19 protein-coding genes are annotated in these 17615 nt (G+C 51.5%); 4 read left to right on the plus strand and 15 right to left on the minus strand.

Annotation, left to right across the window (positions count from 1 at the left end; translation table 11 throughout):
* The first annotated feature begins 95 nt into the window (after positions 1-95).
* Positions 96-956 carry a DUF817 domain-containing protein gene (locus A7983_RS00945; protein WP_005969871.1) on the plus strand — a complete coding sequence of 287 codons (861 nt, stop codon included), beginning with the start codon at positions 96-98 and terminating at the stop codon, positions 954-956.
* Between the two features lie 82 nt (positions 957-1038).
* On the opposite strand, the gene yfcD is transcribed toward A7983_RS00945, so the two are convergent.
* Positions 1039-1689, minus strand: coding sequence for an NUDIX hydrolase YfcD (yfcD, locus tag A7983_RS00950; protein ID WP_005969873.1), 651 nt, complete (start codon positions 1687-1689; stop codon positions 1039-1041).
* Positions 1690-2081: 392 nt separating this feature from the next.
* Positions 2082-2633 (minus strand): phosphodiesterase, encoded by a 552-nt coding sequence (gene yfcE, locus A7983_RS00955; protein ID WP_005969875.1) that lies wholly within the window; start codon positions 2631-2633, stop codon positions 2082-2084.
* Positions 2634-2897: 264 nt separating this feature from the next.
* On the opposite strand from yfcE, the gene yfcG reads away from it, so the two are divergent.
* The 3 genes from yfcG (at position 2898) to A7983_RS00970 (ending at position 4943) form a co-directional block, all read left to right on the plus strand.
* Positions 2898-3524 carry a GSH-dependent disulfide bond oxidoreductase gene (yfcG, locus tag A7983_RS00960; protein WP_005969876.1) on the plus strand — a complete coding sequence of 209 codons (627 nt, stop codon included), beginning with the start codon at positions 2898-2900 and terminating at the stop codon, positions 3522-3524.
* A gap of 123 nt (positions 3525-3647) precedes the next feature.
* Positions 3648-4019, plus strand: coding sequence for a dihydroneopterin triphosphate 2'-epimerase (gene folX / locus A7983_RS00965; RefSeq protein ID WP_005969877.1), 372 nt, complete (start codon positions 3648-3650; stop codon positions 4017-4019).
* Positions 4020-4037: 18 nt separating this feature from the next.
* Positions 4038-4943: a TIGR01777 family oxidoreductase gene (locus A7983_RS00970; RefSeq protein WP_005969878.1), complete on the plus strand. Its 906-nt coding sequence runs from the start codon at positions 4038-4040 to the stop codon at positions 4941-4943.
* 104 nt (positions 4944-5047) lie between these two features.
* On the opposite strand, the gene hisP is transcribed toward A7983_RS00970, so the two are convergent.
* The 13 genes from hisP to A7983_RS01040 form a co-directional block, all read right to left on the minus strand.
* Entirely contained in the window at positions 5048-5821 is a 774-nt protein-coding gene (hisP, locus tag A7983_RS00975) for a histidine ABC transporter ATP-binding protein HisP (protein WP_005969879.1), read from the minus strand.
* A gap of 14 nt (positions 5822-5835) precedes the next feature.
* Positions 5836-6552, minus strand: a complete 717-nt coding sequence (locus A7983_RS00980; protein WP_005969881.1) for an ABC transporter permease — start codon at positions 6550-6552, stop codon at positions 5836-5838.
* Positions 6545-7234 (minus strand): histidine ABC transporter permease HisQ, encoded by a 690-nt coding sequence (locus A7983_RS00985; protein ID WP_005969882.1) that lies wholly within the window; start codon positions 7232-7234, stop codon positions 6545-6547. Before A7983_RS00985 ends, A7983_RS00980 begins: the two co-directional genes overlap by 8 nt.
* A 122-nt stretch (positions 7235-7356) precedes the next feature.
* Complete coding sequence (locus A7983_RS00990; RefSeq protein WP_005969885.1) at positions 7357-8136, minus strand: lysine/arginine/ornithine ABC transporter substrate-binding protein; 780 nt, start codon at positions 8134-8136, stop codon at positions 7357-7359.
* Between the two features lie 414 nt (positions 8137-8550).
* Complete coding sequence (locus tag A7983_RS00995) at positions 8551-9123, minus strand: UbiX family flavin prenyltransferase (RefSeq protein ID WP_005969886.1); 573 nt, start codon at positions 9121-9123, stop codon at positions 8551-8553.
* Positions 9124-9338: 215 nt separating this feature from the next.
* Entirely contained in the window at positions 9339-10856 is a 1518-nt protein-coding gene (gene purF, locus A7983_RS01000) for an amidophosphoribosyltransferase (protein ID WP_005969887.1), read from the minus strand.
* A 21-nt stretch (positions 10857-10877) separates the two neighbouring features.
* Positions 10878-11378: a colicin V production protein gene (gene cvpA, locus A7983_RS01005; protein ID WP_005969889.1), complete on the minus strand. Its 501-nt coding sequence runs from the start codon at positions 11376-11378 to the stop codon at positions 10878-10880.
* Between the two features lie 176 nt (positions 11379-11554).
* The gene (dedD, locus tag A7983_RS01010) at positions 11555-12307 is read right to left on the minus strand and encodes a cell division protein DedD (protein ID WP_005969892.1); all 753 of its coding nucleotides are present in this window, start codon (positions 12305-12307) and stop codon (positions 11555-11557) included.
* Positions 12297-13565, minus strand: a complete 1269-nt coding sequence (folC, locus tag A7983_RS01015; protein WP_005969893.1) for a bifunctional tetrahydrofolate synthase/dihydrofolate synthase — start codon at positions 13563-13565, stop codon at positions 12297-12299. The genes dedD and folC overlap by 11 nt, the downstream gene beginning before the upstream one ends.
* Before the next feature lie 105 nt (positions 13566-13670).
* A complete protein-coding gene (gene accD / locus A7983_RS01020) occupies positions 13671-14588 on the minus strand; it encodes an acetyl-CoA carboxylase, carboxyltransferase subunit beta (protein ID WP_005969895.1) in 918 nt (305 codons plus the stop codon).
* 224 nt (positions 14589-14812) lie between these two features.
* Positions 14813-15475: a DedA family protein gene (locus A7983_RS01030; RefSeq protein ID WP_005969896.1), complete on the minus strand. Its 663-nt coding sequence runs from the start codon at positions 15473-15475 to the stop codon at positions 14813-14815.
* 193 nt (positions 15476-15668) lie between these two features.
* Positions 15669-16520, minus strand: coding sequence for a tRNA pseudouridine(38-40) synthase TruA (gene truA, locus A7983_RS01035; RefSeq protein WP_005969897.1), 852 nt, complete (start codon positions 16518-16520; stop codon positions 15669-15671).
* On the minus strand, positions 16520-17530 hold the full coding sequence (locus A7983_RS01040; RefSeq protein ID WP_005969898.1) for an aspartate-semialdehyde dehydrogenase: 1011 nt from the start codon (positions 17528-17530) through the stop codon (positions 16520-16522). Before A7983_RS01040 ends, truA begins: the two co-directional genes overlap by 1 nt.
* Positions 17531-17615: the final 85 nt, after the last annotated feature.

Here is a 17615-nt window from a genome sequence, read left to right on the forward strand (position 1 = left end):
TCTATGCCAGCCTTAGCGCTGGCATTTTTTATTGCTATCCACACGAAAAATAACACCGAGTAGACACAAAAATAACCATAAAACAGGGTCAATGGATGATTGTAATACGATTATTGGATCAACACTTTCAGCAGCAATTGGAAAAAGGGATCCCCCCCTCACCACCACAAGGATTAGCCCGTTTTTTGATTGAATTTCTCTATTTTGGTGTCAAAGAAGCCCGCGCCTGTATCTTCGTTGGTCTGTTCTTCCTTGCGGTTTTCAGCGTACCGAAAGCTGGCTGGTTTTCTATCCCGCGCTATGATTTGCTGCTGATATTCGCCATTCTGATTCAGGGATGGATGGTTGCCAGTAAATTGGAAACCTGGGACGAGCTAAAAGCCGTTACACTGTTTCACCTCGTGGGTTTTGCGCTTGAGGTTTTTAAAACCTCATCGGGTATTCGTTCCTGGTCTTATCCTGATTTCGCCTACACCAAATTATTCGGTGTGCCGCTGTTCGCCGGATTCATGTACGCCTCTGTGGGTAGCTATATCATTCAGTCTTGGCGGCTATTCGATCTTAAAATTCGCCATCACCCGCCCTACTGGCTGGCGACGCTGGTTGCGATCCTCATTTATGCCAATTTCTTCACCCACCACTACATCGGCGACTATCGCTGGTATATCGCCGCGCTAGCCGTCGGGCTCTATGCACGAGCCACCGTCATTTTCACGCCTTACGATCGGGAACGACGAATGCCGCTGTCATTGGCTTTTATTCTGATCGGCTTTTTCATTTGGCTGGCTGAAAATATCAGTACGTTTTTCAGTATCTGGAGCTATCCAGAACAGCTCGGCGCCTGGTCGATGGTTCACGTAGGAAAATGGAGTTCATGGGCTTTGCTGGTGATCATGACGTTCACCATCGTGATTTACCTGAAGGACATCAAAAAGAGTATTCATGTTCCTGAATGATGAACAGCGAGCCATCATTCGGAAAATAGACGCCGCTGCGGAGAAAAAGCAGCGGCGAGGCAGGAATTTGGCTGACGTTGGACTATTTCTGCGGATCGCCTTCCGATAACTCTGCGTTGCTGTCGTTGTCGTCATGAGTACTTTCATCATAAACAACAGACGTCGCAGAGGCTTCTACCGCCTCGATCAACTGACGTGGAATCGGCTTGCCATATTCCTGATCGCTATAGCGCGTCAGCCACAGCGACAGGGCTTTCAGTGAATCCGGCGTAAACTCATCGCAACGTGCGGTGATTTCTTGCGGCGTCAGCCAACTGACTTCGTCAACTTCTTCTTCCTGTAGCGCGAACGGCCCGTGAGTGACACAGCTAAACAACCCGCCCCACACTCGGCAATTTTCGCCTTCGTAATAAAACAAACCGTGTTCCGCAAACGGTACACCAGCAATGCCAAGCTCCTCTTCCGCTTCACGACGCGCAGATTCCAACATCTGTTCACCGCTTTGCACCACACCGCCAGCAGTCGCATCCAGCCAACCGGGATAGAAATCTTTGATTTTCGTCCGGCGCTGCACCAGAATTTTACCCATGCCATCATGTACAACAATGTATGTGGCGCGATGACGAAGACTCTGAGCACGCATCTGCTGACGACTTGACTGAGCAATTACCTCGTTATTTTCATTGACGATATCAACCCATTCGGTGCCTGCTGCCTGACTTTGTTCCGCCATCCTCTGAAACCCTTTAGTATTGGCGCGTTGCTACGCGCATCTGTTTTAAATGATCGATCTTTGCTGTGAATCTTCCCTACTACCCTGCCATTATTCAAGGTCAAAAGCAGGGTATATATCCGTCATACTTCAAGTTGCATGTGCGTTGGCTGCATTCAAATACTCGGCCCGTCGTGGGCCTCGCCCTGAAGGGCCGCTGCAAGCAGCGTTCAAATCTGCTCCCGGCAGATTTGTCACCCGAATCACTTACCTGAGTAAGCTCATCGGGATGCCTTCTCTTGCCATGTTACGATGCTCATTGATGAGCATCGCCCTAAAGGGCTAACGCTTCGCGTTATTCAAAACGAATACGTTTTGTCCTGAAACTCGAATTATTTAGGGTATACGATAAATTAGTGCCTAATCGCGACCTGTGCAATAGGCTCGCCGCCGTGTAACGATAGAACCCGCAGTTCGTCTTGTTCAAGTAAGCCGTAGCTCGCAGGGTATCCCCCTTTCGGCAAGCTCACTGAGCCGGGATTAAAAAAATAGTGCTCCCCGCGCTGCTCAGCAACCGGGATATGGGTATGACCATATACCAGCACATCTCCCGTGTGTAGCGGCGGTAGATTCCCGGGATGATAAAGATGACCGTGCGTCAGGAAAAGACGATTCTGTTGCAATAGCACATGTTGCCACGGTGCCGTTATCGGAAAGGTCAACAGCATTTGGTCAACTTCGCTGTCGCAATTCCCGCGCACGGCAATGATGCGTGATGCATAAGCGTTCAACCGAACAGCAACTTCCGCAGGCTGATACTTTTCCGGCAGCGGGTTACGCGGACCATGATTAAGAAAATCGCCCAGTAAAATAAGCCAGTCGGCATGACTTTGCTCAAAAATCGTCAGCACCCGCTCTACTGCATTAAGAGAACCGTGTATGTCGGACGCAAACATCAACTTCATCGCTTATCTCCACCGCGTTTATACCAACAATGTTATATCCACAATACGCTCACCCAACTAAGGACGTAGTCTACCAAAGTTGGCAGTGCGCTTCCGGTAAAGATCGTGCAACAGCGTGCGCTATCGCTTATTTTTCGCTCGCAGAAGTGGTAGGGTAAGAACCCGTTCCCTACTACGCCATTCTGACAGCACCTCGCTCTCTGAAGCGATCGCCTGCCATACAGTTCCATGATGTTTTTCTGAATTAAAACGGAGACTTGATTCATGATTGACCTGTATTACGCACCAACCCCCAATGGGCACAAGATCACCCTGTTTCTGGAAGAAGCTAATCTCCCCTACCAACTCCACCGCGTGAATATCAGCAAAGGCGAGCAGTTCAAGCCGGAGTTTTTAGCTATCTCGCCTAACAACAAAATTCCTGCCATTGTCGACACGCAACCATCTGAAGGCGACACGCCAATCAGCCTGTTTGAATCCGGTGCGATCCTGCTCTATCTGGCGGAAAAACACGACGTACTCTTGAGTTCGTCATTACGTGAGCGCACGGCTACACTACAGTGGCTGTTCTGGCAGGTCGCTGGTTTCGGGCCTATGCTGGGGCAGAATCATCATTTCAACCACTATGCCCCTCAGCCGGTGCCTTATGCCATTGATCGCTATCAGCAAGAAACGCAGCGTCTGTATCGCGTGCTGGATAAACATCTGCAAGACAGCCCTTGGCTAGCGGGGGAACATTACAGTATTGCCGACATTGCAACCTACCCTTGGGTGGTTTCTTATGCACGTCAGCGCATCGACCTTGATGATTACCCGGCGGTGAAGGCGTGGTATACCCGCATCAGTGAACGTCCGGCAACACAGCGAGCTTATCAGCGAGCAGAGCAGTAAAATTCTGGCGTATCTCATTCGGCCTTTGGGTATCTTCTGCTATGGTAATCAACATATTATTGTTAACGATACCCCTGACGCTGCGATTGACTCGCGGTAACAGAAGCAACCGAGGGCCGAGCAATGCCACATCCCCCTTCCGACGCCATTATTCGTATAAAAAATCTGCGGCTACGCACCTTCATCGGTATTAAAGATGAGGAAATCACGAATAAGCAGGATGTAATCATCAACGTTGTGATTCACTACCCAGCAGAGCAGGCACGTAACAGCGAGAATATCGCTGATGCGTTGAACTACCGCACTATCACCAAACATATTATTCGCCACGTAGAAGATAACCGCTTCGCTTTGCTGGAAAAATTAACGCAGGATGTGCTCAACATCGCCAGCGATCACGAATGGATAACCTATGCTGAAGTAGAAATAGACAAACCGTTTGCCCTGCGATACGCCGACTCGGTTTCTATGACCCTGCGTTATCACAAGGCATAAAGATAGGGAGAGGGAGCGATGCAACTACTCATAACCGGCGGAACCGGCCTTATTGGTCGCCATCTCATCCAACGATTACAACTGCTTTCCCACCACATCACGGTACTGACACGCGATCCTGAACGCGCCCGAGGAGTTCTCGGCAAACAGGTCGAATATTGGTCAACATTGAGTCATGTCACCTCACTGAACGACTTTGATGGTGTCATCAATCTGGCGGGCGAACCTATTGCCGATAAACGATGGACGCCGCAGCAAAAGCAGCGTCTGGCACAGAGTCGCTGGAGCATCACCGAACAGCTTGCCACGTTGATTAAGGCCAGCAGTGAACCACCGGCCGTTTTCATCTCAGGCTCCGCCGTCGGATACTATGGCGACCAGGGAGAAGCGCTGGTCACGGAAGAAGAATCCCCGGTTGATGAATTCACACATCACCTATGCGCCCGCTGGGAAGCGCTGGCGCAGTCTGCAGAAAGCGATGACACGCGCGTCTGCCTGCTGCGTACCGGTATTGTTCTTTCGCCACAGGGCGGTGCGCTGGCAAAAATGCTGCCGATTTTCCGCCTTGGATTAGGTGGGCCGATGGGTTCCGGCAGACAATACATGCCGTGGATTCATATTGATGACATGGTTAACGGCATTATCTATCTATTGGACCAGCCGATATTGCGTGGCCCCTTCAATATGGTTGCGCCCTATCCGGTTCATAATGAACAATTTTCCGCCATGCTGGCACACGTATTAGATCGCCCCGGTTTTCTGCGAGCCCCCGCTTTTGCCATCAAACTGCTGATGGGAGAAGCTTCGACGCTGGTACTGGGCGGACAACGCGCCATCCCACAGAGATTAGAGGCCGCAGGCTTTGGTTTCCGTTTCTTTGAGCTGGAAGAAGCCCTACAGGACGTGATCAAAAAATCGAGCTGATTCGGTGCTGAGAGCGGTGACAATGGACGTTTTATTCTCCTATTCCATTATCACCGTTTTATTTGAGAGAAACATCTGAGGCTGATAATCATCAGCCCCAAAACCTACTTCAACGCCCCTGACAGAAATTGCTGCAAACGCGCACTTTTCGGGCTACCGAAAAGCTGCTCCGGTGGCCCTTCTTCTTCGATCACACCCTGATGCAGAAAGATAACGTGGCTAGAGACATGACGGGCAAACTCCATCTCATGCGTCACCACCACCATCGTTTTCCCTTCCTCCGCCAACTGCTGCATGATGCGCAACACCTCGCCCACCAGTTCGGGGTCAAGCGCCGACGTCGGCTCATCAAATAGCAATACTTCAGGCTCCATCGCCAGCGCCCGCGCAATCGACACACGCTGCTGTTGGCCACCGGAGAGATCCGACGGGTATTTCTGTTGGGCTGAATCCGTAATCCCAACTTTATTCAGGTAGAACACCGCCCGCTCACGCGCTTCCGCTTTACTGAGCCCTAATACCTGAATCGGCGCTTCCATCACGTTCTCCAATGCAGTCATGAAGCTCCACAGGTTGAAGTGCTGAAACACCATAGTCAGGCGCGTCCGCAGCATCTGAAGCTGCTTTTTATCAAAAACCTTCAGTTGTCCGTCAGTATCGCGCACCATGCGGATTTCCTGATTGCTGACGTAGATGGCCCCTTCACAGGGCTTTTCCAGAAAATTAATGCAGCGCAGTAAGGTACTTTTCCCCGACCCTGACGACCCGATAATCGAAATAACGTCCCCCGCTTTCGCCTGCAATGAGATCCCTTTAAGTACCTCATGCTGGCCATAACGTTTACGCAGTTCCGTCACCATCAATTTGTTATTCGACATGTTTTTTCCTGCGCTTAATGAGATGAACGGGTATAAAGATGACGTAACCAGCGCCGCTCTGCCCTTCTGAACAGCCCGATTAATACAAATGAGATCGCCAGATAGATCACCGCTGCGATGCCAAACGCATAAAACGGCTGGTAGGTAGCAGCATTAATATCGCGTGCAATTTTCAGAATATCCGGCACCGTCACGGTAAAAGCCAGCGCCGTCGAATGCAGCATCAGAATCACTTCGTTGCTGTAGGCTGGCAGTGCAATACGCAGCGCACTCGGCAAAATAATGCAGCGATACTGCTTAAAACGGGAGAAACCGTATGCTCTGGCGGCTTCAATCTCCCCATGAGGTACAGAGCGGATTGCCCCCGCGAAAATCTCTGTGGTATACGCACAGGTATTGAGCGCCAGCGCCAAAATCGCGCAGTTCAGCCCGCTGCGAAAAAAAGCGTTCAGCAAATCGGTACCACGCACGATTTCCAGGCTATATACGCCGGAATAGAACACCAAGAGTTGCACGTAAAGCGGCGTACCACGGAATACATAGGTAAATAGCCAAACCGGAAAGCTGAATCGGCGTCGCGGCGACACGCGGGCAATCGCCAGCGGCAATGCCATCAGTCCGCCGATCACCACCGAGGAAATCAGCAGCCAGAGCGTCATCGCCAGCCCGGTCAGGCGATAACCATCGCTCCACAGCAGCGGTTGCCAATATTGTTGCAGGATCTCATTCATAGTTTACTTTCTTGACTCCCTGCGAATAGTGCCGCTCAAGCCACCACAACACGCCGTTAGAAACCGTGGTAAAAATCAGATACATCGCCCCGGCAACCAGTGCGAAATAAAACGGTTCGTGCGCGCCCTTGCCTGCCAGTTGCGTCGCCTTAATCACATCATTCAGGCCAAGCAATGACACCAGCGCCGTCGCTTTCAGGATCACCTGCCAGTTATTGCCAATCCCCGGTAGCGCGAAGCGCATCATGGAAGGAAACAAAATACGGCGGAATACTTTCAGAGGGGAGAAACCGAACGCCACAGCCGCTTCGATCTGTCCGCGCGGTACGGCAAGATAGGCACCACGAAAGGTTTCCGTGAAATAGGCACCGTAAATAAAGCCCAGCGTAATCACCCCAGCAGTCAAAGGATCGATGTCAATCTGCTCCAGACCGATCGATTCTGTCACACCGTTTAAGACGATTTGTAAGCCATAGAAAATCAGCAGCATCAGCACCAAATCGGGGATGCCGCGAATCAACGTGGTATAGCAGGAAAATCCCCCAGCCAGCAGGCGGTTGGAAGACAGCTTCGCCGATGCGCCCATCAGGCCGATAACCAGCGCCAGCAGCAGCGAACTCACCGCCAGCTCCAGCGTCATGATGGCACCATCCAGAATTAGCGGGGCATAGCCATAGAGCATCGATTATATCCGTTGAAAATAGGGCTCGGTGCGTTATCGGTCAGGAACACAACACGAGAGGAACGTTCCCGTGTCGTATTGCCCTACGAGCTCGCTACAACATATGAATAGTGGTGACGAAATTAGCCGCCGTAGACGTCAAAATCGAAGTATTTTTTCGCGAAAGTATCGTAAGTGCCGTCTTTGCGCATCGCTTCAAAGGCTTTATCCAGTGCGGCTTTCAGCTCAGTATCCGCTTTACGCAGACCCATCCCCGTACCAACACCGAAGAACTTGTCATCTTTTACTGCCGGGCCAGCAAACGCGTAGTCTTTGCCCATATCAAGCTTCAGGAAACCTTCGCTTGCCGCCACTTCATCCTGGAAAGCAGCATCGACGCGGCCTGCGGCCAAATCTGCGTAAATCAGATCCTGATTTTGATAAGCGACAACCTCAACGCCTTTTGGCTGCCAGTTCGCATTGGCAAAAGCCTCCTGCGTTGACGCCTGCAATACGCCTACACGCTTGCCGCCCAGCGAAGCCAACGTTGGCTCAATATTCGCCCCTTTCTTCGCAATCAGACGAGAGTTAGCCGCATACAGCTTCTCGGTGAAGGCAATTTCCTGCTGGCGTTTCTCGGTAATGGACAGAGAAGAGATGATGGCATCAATTTTTTTAGCTTTCAGGGAGGGAATTAACGCATCAAAGTCACTTTCCACAAACGTACAGTTAGCTTCAATACGCTTGCACAACTCTTTCGCCAAATCGATATCAAACCCGACCAGTTCGCCGCTGGCATTTTTAGATTCAAAAGGCGCATAGGTAGGATCGGTGCCGATTTTAATATTCTTAGGAATCTCCGCCATCGCGCTGCCCGCGGCCAGAATAAGTGCCAACGGCAAAACCTTGATCAGTTTCTTCATATTGCTACCCTTATCATGAGTGATTGATGTCATGTGTCGTCAATGTCGGAACGATATATCGATTTATTGCTTTAAATATGAACGATATGAGTGCTATTTGTTTTCTACGCCGACTATTACAGTTTTCATAAGCAGTTTTCATGCCACAATGAAAGTAGGGAGTCATAAAAAACTCATGCACAAAACACACAGAAAACACTGACTAATCATTTGATTACCCAGTGTTTTTATAGATATCTTCGGTGAGTAACAATAAGAATAGATAATATTGGCGTGAATACAAAAAAACCAATAGCACTATTTTAGTGCAATTACGCACAAAACTGGTGCAATGTGATAAAAAGGCACAAAAAAAGGGCAATCTCGTTTTACTGCTTGGAGATAAGAAAATAGCACTTATTGGCATCTATACTGTTACGACGCGCCCTGCCAGCGGGTAAAGAGATCTTTCGGCAGGTCGATGTCAAACTGGTCGAGAATGCGATTCACTGTCTGATCGACAATATCCTGCACACTTTCTGGGCGATGGTAAAACGCAGGGACGGGCGGCATGATTATCGCACCCAGCTCAACAGCCGTGGTCATCAGTCGCAAATGCCCTAAATGCAGCGGCGTTTCACGCACGCCCAACACCAGACGACGACGCTCCTTCAGCACCACATCGGCTGCGCGGGTCAATAAATTGTCACTGTAGCTGTGCACAATCCCAGAGAGGGTTTTTATTGAACAGGGCAAAATCACCATCCCCGCCGTTTTAAACGACCCCGAAGAGACACTGGCAGCGATATCACGCGTGTCATGTACCACATCAGCTAACGCCTGTACGTCACGCAGGCTAAAATCTGTTTCTAACGCCAACGTCTGACGAGCCGCCTGACTCATGATTAGGTGGGTTTCGATACCTTCCAACGTCTGTAAAACCTGTAGTAGTCGGATGCCATAAATGACACCGCTGGCACCGGAAATCCCTACAATGAGTCGTTTCATTCTTGCTGCCTCTGGCTGACCGCGTAAGCAGAAACGCGGAAAAATCATCTGCGCAAACTTTGCCGCATTGATTAGTGATAAGCAAGGACAAGCGCTGAAGCGATGTTTTTATATACAAACAGGTTTTCTATATACAACCTGTTTTCTATATACAAGAAGGGGGAAGACACTTTCGCGCCCTCCCCCTTAACTAAAGCCTTACGTGAAGCTAGCCGTTAACCTTCGTTGTGCAGTTCCAGATCTTCGACTTCATTCTGGCTACGCAACGCTTTGGCATCGTCGTTACGCAGAACTTCCAGATAATCCAGATAGCCTTGATCGACGTCCTTGGTCACGTAAATTCCGTTGAAGACTGAACATTCAAACTGAACAATATCTGGGTTGTCTTCACGCGCTGCGTCGATCAGATCTTCGAGATCTTGGAATATCAGCTCATCGGCACCAATAATCTTACAGATCTCATCCACTTCGCGACCGTGAGCAATCAGTTCATTAACGCTTGGCATGTCGATGCCGTACACGTTAGGGAAACGAATTTCCGGTGCCGCAGAGGCCAGATAAACCCGCTTGGCTCCTGCTTCACGCGCCATTTCAACAATCTGCTCCGACGTTGTACCACGCACGATGGAGTCATCCACCAGCAGCACGTTTTTATCACGGAACTCGGCACGGTTAGCATTCAACTTACGACGCACAGATTTCTTACGCGCCTGCTGTCCCGGCATGATAAAGGTGCGACCAACATAGCGGTTCTTCACAAATCCCTGACGATACGGTTTGTTGATAATGCGCGCGATTTCCAACGCAATATCACAAGAAGTTTCAGGAATCGGGATCACAACATCGATATCGAGATCTTCCCACTGGCGCGCAATCTTTTCGCCGAGCTTCTGCCCCATGCGAACGCGTGCGCTGTAGACCGAGATTTTATCGATGAAAGAGTCCGGGCGAGCGAAGTAGACATATTCGAACAGGCACGGGTTGCTCTTTGGATTCTCTGCGCACTGACGGGTAAACAGTTGTCCTTTTTCCGTAATGTAGATCGCTTCTCCCGGCGCAACATCGCGTAAAAACTCAAAGCCCAGCGTATCCAGCGCAACACTTTCTGACGCTACCATGTATTCGCTGCGGCCATCTTCCAGGTCGCGTTTACCAATGACCAGCGGACGAATACCGTTAGGATCGCGGAACGCCACCATGCCATGACCGATAATCATGCCAACACAGGCATAGGCACCGCGAATTTGCTGGTGCGTTGCAGCAACGGCCGCAAAAATATTATCGGCTTCCAGCGGATAATGTTGGAAACGGTCCAGCTCTCTGGCAAAAATATTCAGCAGAATTTCAGAATCGGACGTGGTGTTAACGTGGCGACGCTCCTGCTCGAACAGCTTTTTACGCAGTTCGTGGGCGTTCGTCAGGTTACCGTTGTGAGCCAGCGTGATGCCGAACGGAGAGTTGACATAGAAAGGCTGTGCTTCCGAGGCGCTGGAACTGCCTGCGGTCGGATAACGCACATGGCCAAGCCCCATGTTTCCCTGTAAGCGTTGCATGTGCCGCGCTTCAAACACATCCTTCACCAGGCCATTGGCCTTACGCAGGCGAAAACAATTAAAGGCATCGATGGTTACAATACCCGCAGCGTCCTGCCCACGGTGTTGCAACACCGTTAACGCGTCATAAATCGACTGGTTGACCGGTGTAAAACCGGCGATACCGACAATACCGCACATGGTGTCTTTTCCTCATCAGCGCTACCGCAGCGATAAATGCTGCGGCAAGAAACTTGACGTGCTTTGCAGGTAGTCAAAAAACCACCTGATAATATAACTGAACTGCGGGATTAACTGGGACTGTTTCCAGTCATCACTTTGTGAAAAACCGGTGAACGTATCCAGAAAGAATAGCAGTGCGGAAACGATCAGCACCCCGCGCAGCGCACCAAAACAGATGCCCAGAACGCGATCGGTGCCGGATAATCCGGTACGTTCAACCAGTGAACTAATCACATAGTTGACGATAGCTCCCACAATCAACGTTGCAATAAACAGAATGGCAATCGCAATGCCGTTACGCACCAGCTCATCATCAAAACGGGTGAAGTAGACCGCGAGGTAAGCGTAGTAATGACTGGCAACAAAAAAAGCACATCCCCAGGTTACTAACGACAGCGCTTCACGAACAAACCCCCGGATAAGGCTAACCAGAGCCGAAAACCCGATGATGCCAATAATGACGTAATCAACCCAAACCATGAACTATCCTAATAATGAACGATGCTACCGATAAGCCGCTACGTCATCCTGTTCGCGGCGCATTCTAACAGAAAAAGAAAACGTTTGCGTAGCGTATTTCCGCCGATTTCATCGATAGATAATCAGGCGTAAAAACCAACAATCCGTCACGCCTGATTCTATTATCTACCGGTCTCTTAGCGAACCGAATGTGCTCGCACCTGCCCGCTTAATCCGCTCAACTGTTGCAGTTCACCCAGAGAAGACTCTAGTTTCTGCTTTGAGGCATCCGGCCCGACATAAATACGGGTGATTTGCCCTGAAACTGGCGTTGACGGTACGGTATACGCGCGATAGCCAGAGAGACGAAGTTTAGCGACAATTTCGTTCACCTTATCCGCATTTTTCAGCGCACCAAGCTGCACAATATAGGCCTGTCCGGCTGGCGCTTGCTGCGTCGGCTGCGTTTCAGGCTTCACTTCCGGTTTCGGTTCCGGCTTAGGTTCAGGCTTCGGTTTCACTTCTGGCTTAGGCTCAGGTTTTGGCTGAGGCTTCGGCGTCACTGGCACTGGTGTCTGAATTGGCGGACGCTCAACCACTACCGGCGGCGCCGTCATGGCTGGCGTGTTTGTGCCTGAGCGGGACGATGATGGCGGCGTGGACGTTTCGGGAGCCTTGGTTTCAGGTAATTTAGCTTCCGGCGTTTCGGCTTCTGGACTGTTCTGCATCGCTGCTTCCGCCCCTTCCGGTGGCTGGCTCGGCAACGACGGGTTCAGCGCAGGCAGCGATTCCATCTCATTGCTGTCGCCCGGTTTAGGGATCAGCGGAATTGAGGCAAACTCATCTTCGTAGTGCTTTTTCTTGCCATCCAATAGGCCGGGTAAGACGATCACGCCCAGCGCGACCAGAATGACCGTGCCAACCAATCGATTCTGAAATTTACTCGCCATTCGCCTTCTCCTCATCCAGCGCTTCCATCACATGCGCTACCGTATGAAAAGATCCACACACAATGACGATATCCTGTTCTGTCGCGTCGGACATCGCCTGCTGCCAGGCGGTAACGACATTGGGGAACGACTGGCTGCGCGTCAGGTGTTCAGCGATCTGCTGTGCCGTTGCGCCACGAGCCCCTTCCAGCGGTGCGCAATACCACTCATCCACTAACGGCGTTAAGTAGGCCAGCGTACCCGCGATATCTTTATCCGCCAGCATGCCGACAACCGCCCGTATTTTTCCGTTTTTTGGCAACGCAGCCAAACGATTTGCCAGATACGCCGCCGCATGAGGATTGTGCGCAACATCGAGGATCAACAGCGGTGATTTCTGCACGACCTGAAAACGACCCGGTAATGCTGCGCACTGTAAACCTTGACGAATCGCCTCTTCGCTCACATTCAGTGAAGAATAGTGCAGTGCGGCCAATGCCGTAGCGGCGTTCGGCAATGGAACATTGGGTAATGGCAGACGCGACAATTCGCGCTGTTTATCCTGCCAGCTCCACGTCTCGCGCTGAACTGAAAATTCCCAATCGCGACCGCGCCGACGCAGTTGCGCGCCTTTCTCAGCGGCAACATCAGCAATCGTTCCCGGCATATCCGGTTCACCGACAACGGCTGGTCTATCCCGTCGGAATATCCCCGCTTTCTCACGGCCAATGCTTTCCCGATCGTTACCTAGCCAGTCGGTGTGGTCGATAGCAATGCTGGTGACCACGGAGACATCCGCATCCACAATATTGGTGGCATCCAGACGCCCGCCTAATCCCACTTCCAGAATGACGACATCCAGATTCGCTTGCTTGAAGAGTTGCAGTGCCGACAGCGTACCGAATTCAAAATAGGTGAGCGATACCGCTCCCCTTCCTGCTTCGATATCCGCAAACGCTTGAGTATGCAGTGCTTCAGGCAATTCGTTGCCCTGAATACGCACCCGCTCGGTATAGCGCACGAGATGAGGAGAACTGTACACGCCAACCCGTAGGCCTGCGGCCAATAGAATGGACTCCAGCGTACAGCAAGTGGTCCCTTTGCCGTTCGTTCCCGCAACGGTGAAAACCGTGGCTGCTGGCTGTAGCAGTTGAAGATGTTCGGCAACCTGCTTAACGCGTTCCAGACCTAAATCAATGGCCTGAGCGTGCAGGTGCTCAAGATAATGAAGCCACGTGACCAAAGGTGACGTGGCTTGAGGTATTTGAAGAGTATCCATGAGTCCCGTTCACCGGCTTACGGTTCATTGCGGGCAGAGCGTGCGCATCACTACTTGGTCGAGAACAACTTAGTCGAATGCCACACGCCCAGCCCATCATGTCAATTATGCGTCATCCTGTGATGATTCAGACGGCGCATCGCTGCGGATTTCCACGTCATCGTTGCCCGGTTCTGGATGATTCGTCAGTTTGGCAAGGATGGTGGCCAGCTTGTAGCGCATTTCCGGACGGCGAACGATCATATCAATCGCCCCTTTCTCAATCAGGAATTCACTACGCTGGAAGCCCGGCGGCAGTTTTTCACGCACGGTTTGTTCGATCACGCGTGGACCAGCAAAACCGATCAGCGCTTTCGGTTCGGCAATGTTCAGATCGCCCAGCATTGCCAGACTCGCAGAAACGCCACCCATGGTTGGATCGGTCAGCACAGAGATATAAGGCAAGCCGCGCTCGCGCATTTTCGCTAGGGCAGCACTGGTTTTCGCCATTTGCATCAACGACATCAGCGCTTCCTGCATACGCGCCCCGCCACTGGCGGAGAAGCACACCAGCGGGCAACCGTCTTCCAGTGACTGCTCAACGGCACGCACAAATCGCGCCCCGACGACAGACGCCATTGAACCGCCCATGAAAGCGAACTCAAACGACGCGACCACAACCGGCATGCCGTAAAGCGTGCCTTTCATGACAACCAGCGCATCTTTCTCATCGGACTGTTTCTGCGCAGAAACCAGACGATCTTTATATTTTTTGGAATCCCGGAATTTCAGGACATCCTTCGGCTCCAGTTCACTTCCCAGCTCGACAGTGTTTTCTTTATCCAGAAAAGCCTGTAGACGGGCACGCGCGGAAAGACGCATATGGTGATCGCACTTCGGGCAGACCCCCAGATTGCGTTCCAACTCAGCACGATAAAGAACCTGACCGCAGCTATCACATTTTGTCCAGACCCCTTCAGGGATGTTCGCTTTACGGGTCGGTGTGATATTGCTTTTGTTAAGAATTCGTTCAATCCAGCTCATTGATAACCTTTCTGCTTGAACCTGGCAAACGCCAGTCCGCTGTTCATGTTATTCCCTGACAACATTGCCAATGAAAAAATGCCTGAGACGCACGACAATCGCGGTACAAAGGCATCGGCACCAAGGGTGTTCCCGAGAACAGACCATAAATGCTGCCCATTAAACCATAACGCTCCGGGACTGTGGATAAAAAACTGGTCAAACCGGATGTTAAAATACTTCACTTATTTCACATTGCCGCGCGAGGCCGCTCTACGGTGACGGGCGATTTCAATAATACCCGGCAGGATAGAGAGAAAAATAATCGCAACAATCAGTAATTTCAGATTTTCCTGCACGACCGGCAAATCGCCAAACTGGTAGCCCGCATAGGTGAACGACAGCACCCACAGCAATGCACCAATAACATTATAGGCGGCAAAATGCCGATAGCTCATATGCCCCATCCCAGCGACAAACGGCGCAAATGTTCTCACAATCGGGACAAAGCGTGCCAGAATTATCGTCTTGCCACCGTGACGTGCGTAAAACGCATGCGTTTTATCCAGATAGCTGCGGCGAAAAATCTTTGAGTTCGGGTTGCTAAATAGCTTCTCTCCGAACAGTCGTCCAATCGTGTAGTTCACTGCATCACCGGTAATCGCGGCAGCAATCATCAGAAATACCATCGTATGCACATTCAGATCGTTCGACGGCAGCGCTGCCAGCGCCCCAGCGACAAACAGCAGCGAGTCTCCCGGTAAAAACGGCGTCACTACCAGCCCTGTCTCACAGAACAGAATCAGGAACAAAATGGCATAAACCCAGACACCATATTGCGCCACCAGTTCCGCCAGGTGAACGTCAATGTGCAGAATAAAATCAATAATAAACTGTATGAACTCCATCACAGCATCTTCTCCCAGAATGTATACCAAACGCACGCGGTCGATATACGCAAGGCAGCCGCACCATCCGTGTTGCCTTGCGTATAGCACGCTAACTCGTATCGTCCTGATCACGCATTGCACACAGCCTTTTGATTTATCGCCATCCGGCAGCATGCAATGCGCAAAAGACGCACTCGTTACAGCAAAAACATCAATCCGCTAAAAAGAGCGGCCCCATAGTAGGCTGTGGCAAAGCAAAACGCGCGGGGTAATCTACAGCCACCAAATACAGTCCTTCTGCTCGAGCCGTTGCACCTGCCAACGTGCGATCTTTGGCTGCCAGCAGCTCCGCAATCCACGACTCGGGACGATTGCCACATCCAACGTCCATCAGGCTACCGACGATATTGCGTACCATGTGATGAACGAATGCATTGGCCTTAATGTCTACCACGATATAGTCGCCGTGACGTGTAACCTTTAAATGATTTACATAGCGCCACGGCGTGCGCGACTGGCACTGCACCGCGCGAAAAGAGGTGAAATCATTTTCCCCCAGTAGACACTGTCCGGCGCGTTCCATCCGTTCCACATCTAGCGGGTGATAAAAGTGCGTCATACCGTGCGAGAGCACCGCAGGGCGATAGCGGTGATTATAGATAACATAACGGTAGCGGCGAGCCGTCGCACTAAAGCGCGCATGGAAATCTTCATCCACCGTTTTCACCCAGCGCACCGCGATATCTGGCGGTAAATTCGCATTCACGCCCATCGTCCAGGCGGCATCTTTTCTGATCGCCTGCGTGGTGAAATGCACAACCTGCCCAGTACCATGAACCCCGGCATCGGTCCGTCCGGCGCAAAACACTTCTGTCGGTGCATCCGCGACTTTGCTCAGCGCCTTTTCAAGACAGGCCTGTACGCTAGCGACATCATTCTGGCGCTGCCAGCCATAATACTGGCTACCGTCATACTCAATGCCTAGCGCAATTTTTAGCGTAGCGCGTTCGTTTTCCGCAACGGCGGTGGCTTGAATAGCCACCGCCTGAGTGGTTTCCGACATTACCCGAGATACTCCTGCACCAGACATTCTGCCGTTGCCACCGCCATCAGCGCACCGCCAAAGCGAGCGTTATCGGCGACAGACCAGAATTGCAGCAGCTCAGGAATACCATAATCATTACGCAGACAGCCGACGCTCAGTTGCCCATTGCCAGAAGCATCACCCACCTGCGTCGGGTAATCCTGCTCGTCGCTGACCTCAATATTTCCGGCATTGAGCAGTTCGTCACGCGCCTCTTCCGCAGACAGCGGACGCAGCGATTCAAGATGAACAATCTGAGCGTGGCCATAGAACACGGGGGATTGAACGCAGGTCACTGAAACGGGTAGACCTTCATCCTGCAAGACTTTACGCACCTGATCGACCAGGCTGCGTTCTTCACGCACACTGCCCACGTCATCCGGCAGTAAGGGCAACAGATTGAACGCCAGCTGTTTCGGGAACAGCCCTTCTTCGGGCGGAATACCATTCAGCAAGCGGGCACTTTGCCCAGCCAGATCGTCTATCGCCGCTTTACCGTGTGCAGAAACTGACAGCATATTGACGACATGCAGACGCGAAAGCCCAGCAGCATCGGTCAACGGTTTAATCGCCGTCAGCAGTTGGCTGGTCAGGCTGTCCGCCACCGCAACAATATTGCGGTTACGATAATCGGCCAACGTATGTGTATTCACGCCAGGCACCACCAGCGGCACATCCGGTTCAAGTGCAAACAAGCCGCTGCTGTCGATGACCAAACAGCCCGCATCCCCCGCGGCTTCTGCATAGCGAGCGCTCGCATCTTGGCCTGCAACAAAAAACGCCAACTGCGCCTGCGACCAGTCAAAATCCGCCACATCGGTGACCAGACAGGATTGCCCGTTAAAGCGTATGGTTTCACCCGCGCTACGTTCGCTGGCCAGCGGATACAGTTCACCCACTGGGAATTCGCGTTCCTGCAATAATTCCAGTAACGCCGTGCCTACTGCGCCCGTTGCGCCCAGCAGAGCGATATTCCAGCCGTTAGACATTTGGTTCTCTCCCAAATTTTGAATGAAACACAAATCATGAAGGAAACCGACAGACGATAGCGACACCGTTTGTCAGTTCCTGAAT

This window comes from Pectobacterium wasabiae CFBP 3304, assembly GCF_001742185.1.
GTDB classification, from domain to species: domain Bacteria; phylum Pseudomonadota; class Gammaproteobacteria; order Enterobacterales; family Enterobacteriaceae; genus Pectobacterium; species Pectobacterium wasabiae.

Coding starts and splice junctions, on each gene's coding strand:
- A7983_RS00995 (WP_005969886.1), bottom strand. CDS start 9,123: ATGAAACGACTCATTGTAGGGATTTCCGGTGCCAGCGGTGTCATTTAT.
- hisP (WP_005969879.1), bottom strand. CDS start 5,821: ATGTCGAATAACAAATTGATGGTGACGGAACTGCGTAAACGTTATGGC.
- yfcG (WP_005969876.1), top strand. CDS start 2,898: ATGATTGACCTGTATTACGCACCAACCCCCAATGGGCACAAGATCACC.
- A7983_RS00985 (WP_005969882.1), bottom strand. CDS start 7,234: ATGCTCTATGGCTATGCCCCGCTAATTCTGGATGGTGCCATCATGACG.
- yfcE (WP_005969875.1), bottom strand. CDS start 2,633: ATGAAGTTGATGTTTGCGTCCGACATACACGGTTCTCTTAATGCAGTA.
- yfcD (WP_005969873.1), bottom strand. CDS start 1,689: ATGGCGGAACAAAGTCAGGCAGCAGGCACCGAATGGGTTGATATCGTC.
- A7983_RS00970 (WP_005969878.1), top strand. CDS start 4,038: ATGCAACTACTCATAACCGGCGGAACCGGCCTTATTGGTCGCCATCTC.
- accD (WP_005969895.1), bottom strand. CDS start 14,588: ATGAGCTGGATTGAACGAATTCTTAACAAAAGCAATATCACACCGACC.
- folC (WP_005969893.1), bottom strand. CDS start 13,565: ATGGATACTCTTCAAATACCTCAAGCCACGTCACCTTTGGTCACGTGG.
- A7983_RS00990 (WP_005969885.1), bottom strand. CDS start 8,136: ATGAAGAAACTGATCAAGGTTTTGCCGTTGGCACTTATTCTGGCCGCG.
- A7983_RS00980 (WP_005969881.1), bottom strand. CDS start 6,552: ATGAATGAGATCCTGCAACAATATTGGCAACCGCTGCTGTGGAGCGAT.
- A7983_RS01040 (WP_005969898.1), bottom strand. CDS start 17,530: ATGTCTAACGGCTGGAATATCGCTCTGCTGGGCGCAACGGGCGCAGTA.
- truA (WP_005969897.1), bottom strand. CDS start 16,520: ATGTCGGAAACCACTCAGGCGGTGGCTATTCAAGCCACCGCCGTTGCG.
- A7983_RS01030 (WP_005969896.1), bottom strand. CDS start 15,475: ATGGAGTTCATACAGTTTATTATTGATTTTATTCTGCACATTGACGTT.
- folX (WP_005969877.1), top strand. CDS start 3,648: ATGCCACATCCCCCTTCCGACGCCATTATTCGTATAAAAAATCTGCGG.
- cvpA (WP_005969889.1), bottom strand. CDS start 11,378: ATGGTTTGGGTTGATTACGTCATTATTGGCATCATCGGGTTTTCGGCT.
- purF (WP_005969887.1), bottom strand. CDS start 10,856: ATGTGCGGTATTGTCGGTATCGCCGGTTTTACACCGGTCAACCAGTCG.
- A7983_RS00945 (WP_005969871.1), top strand. CDS start 96: ATGATTGTAATACGATTATTGGATCAACACTTTCAGCAGCAATTGGAA.
- dedD (WP_005969892.1), bottom strand. CDS start 12,307: ATGGCGAGTAAATTTCAGAATCGATTGGTTGGCACGGTCATTCTGGTC.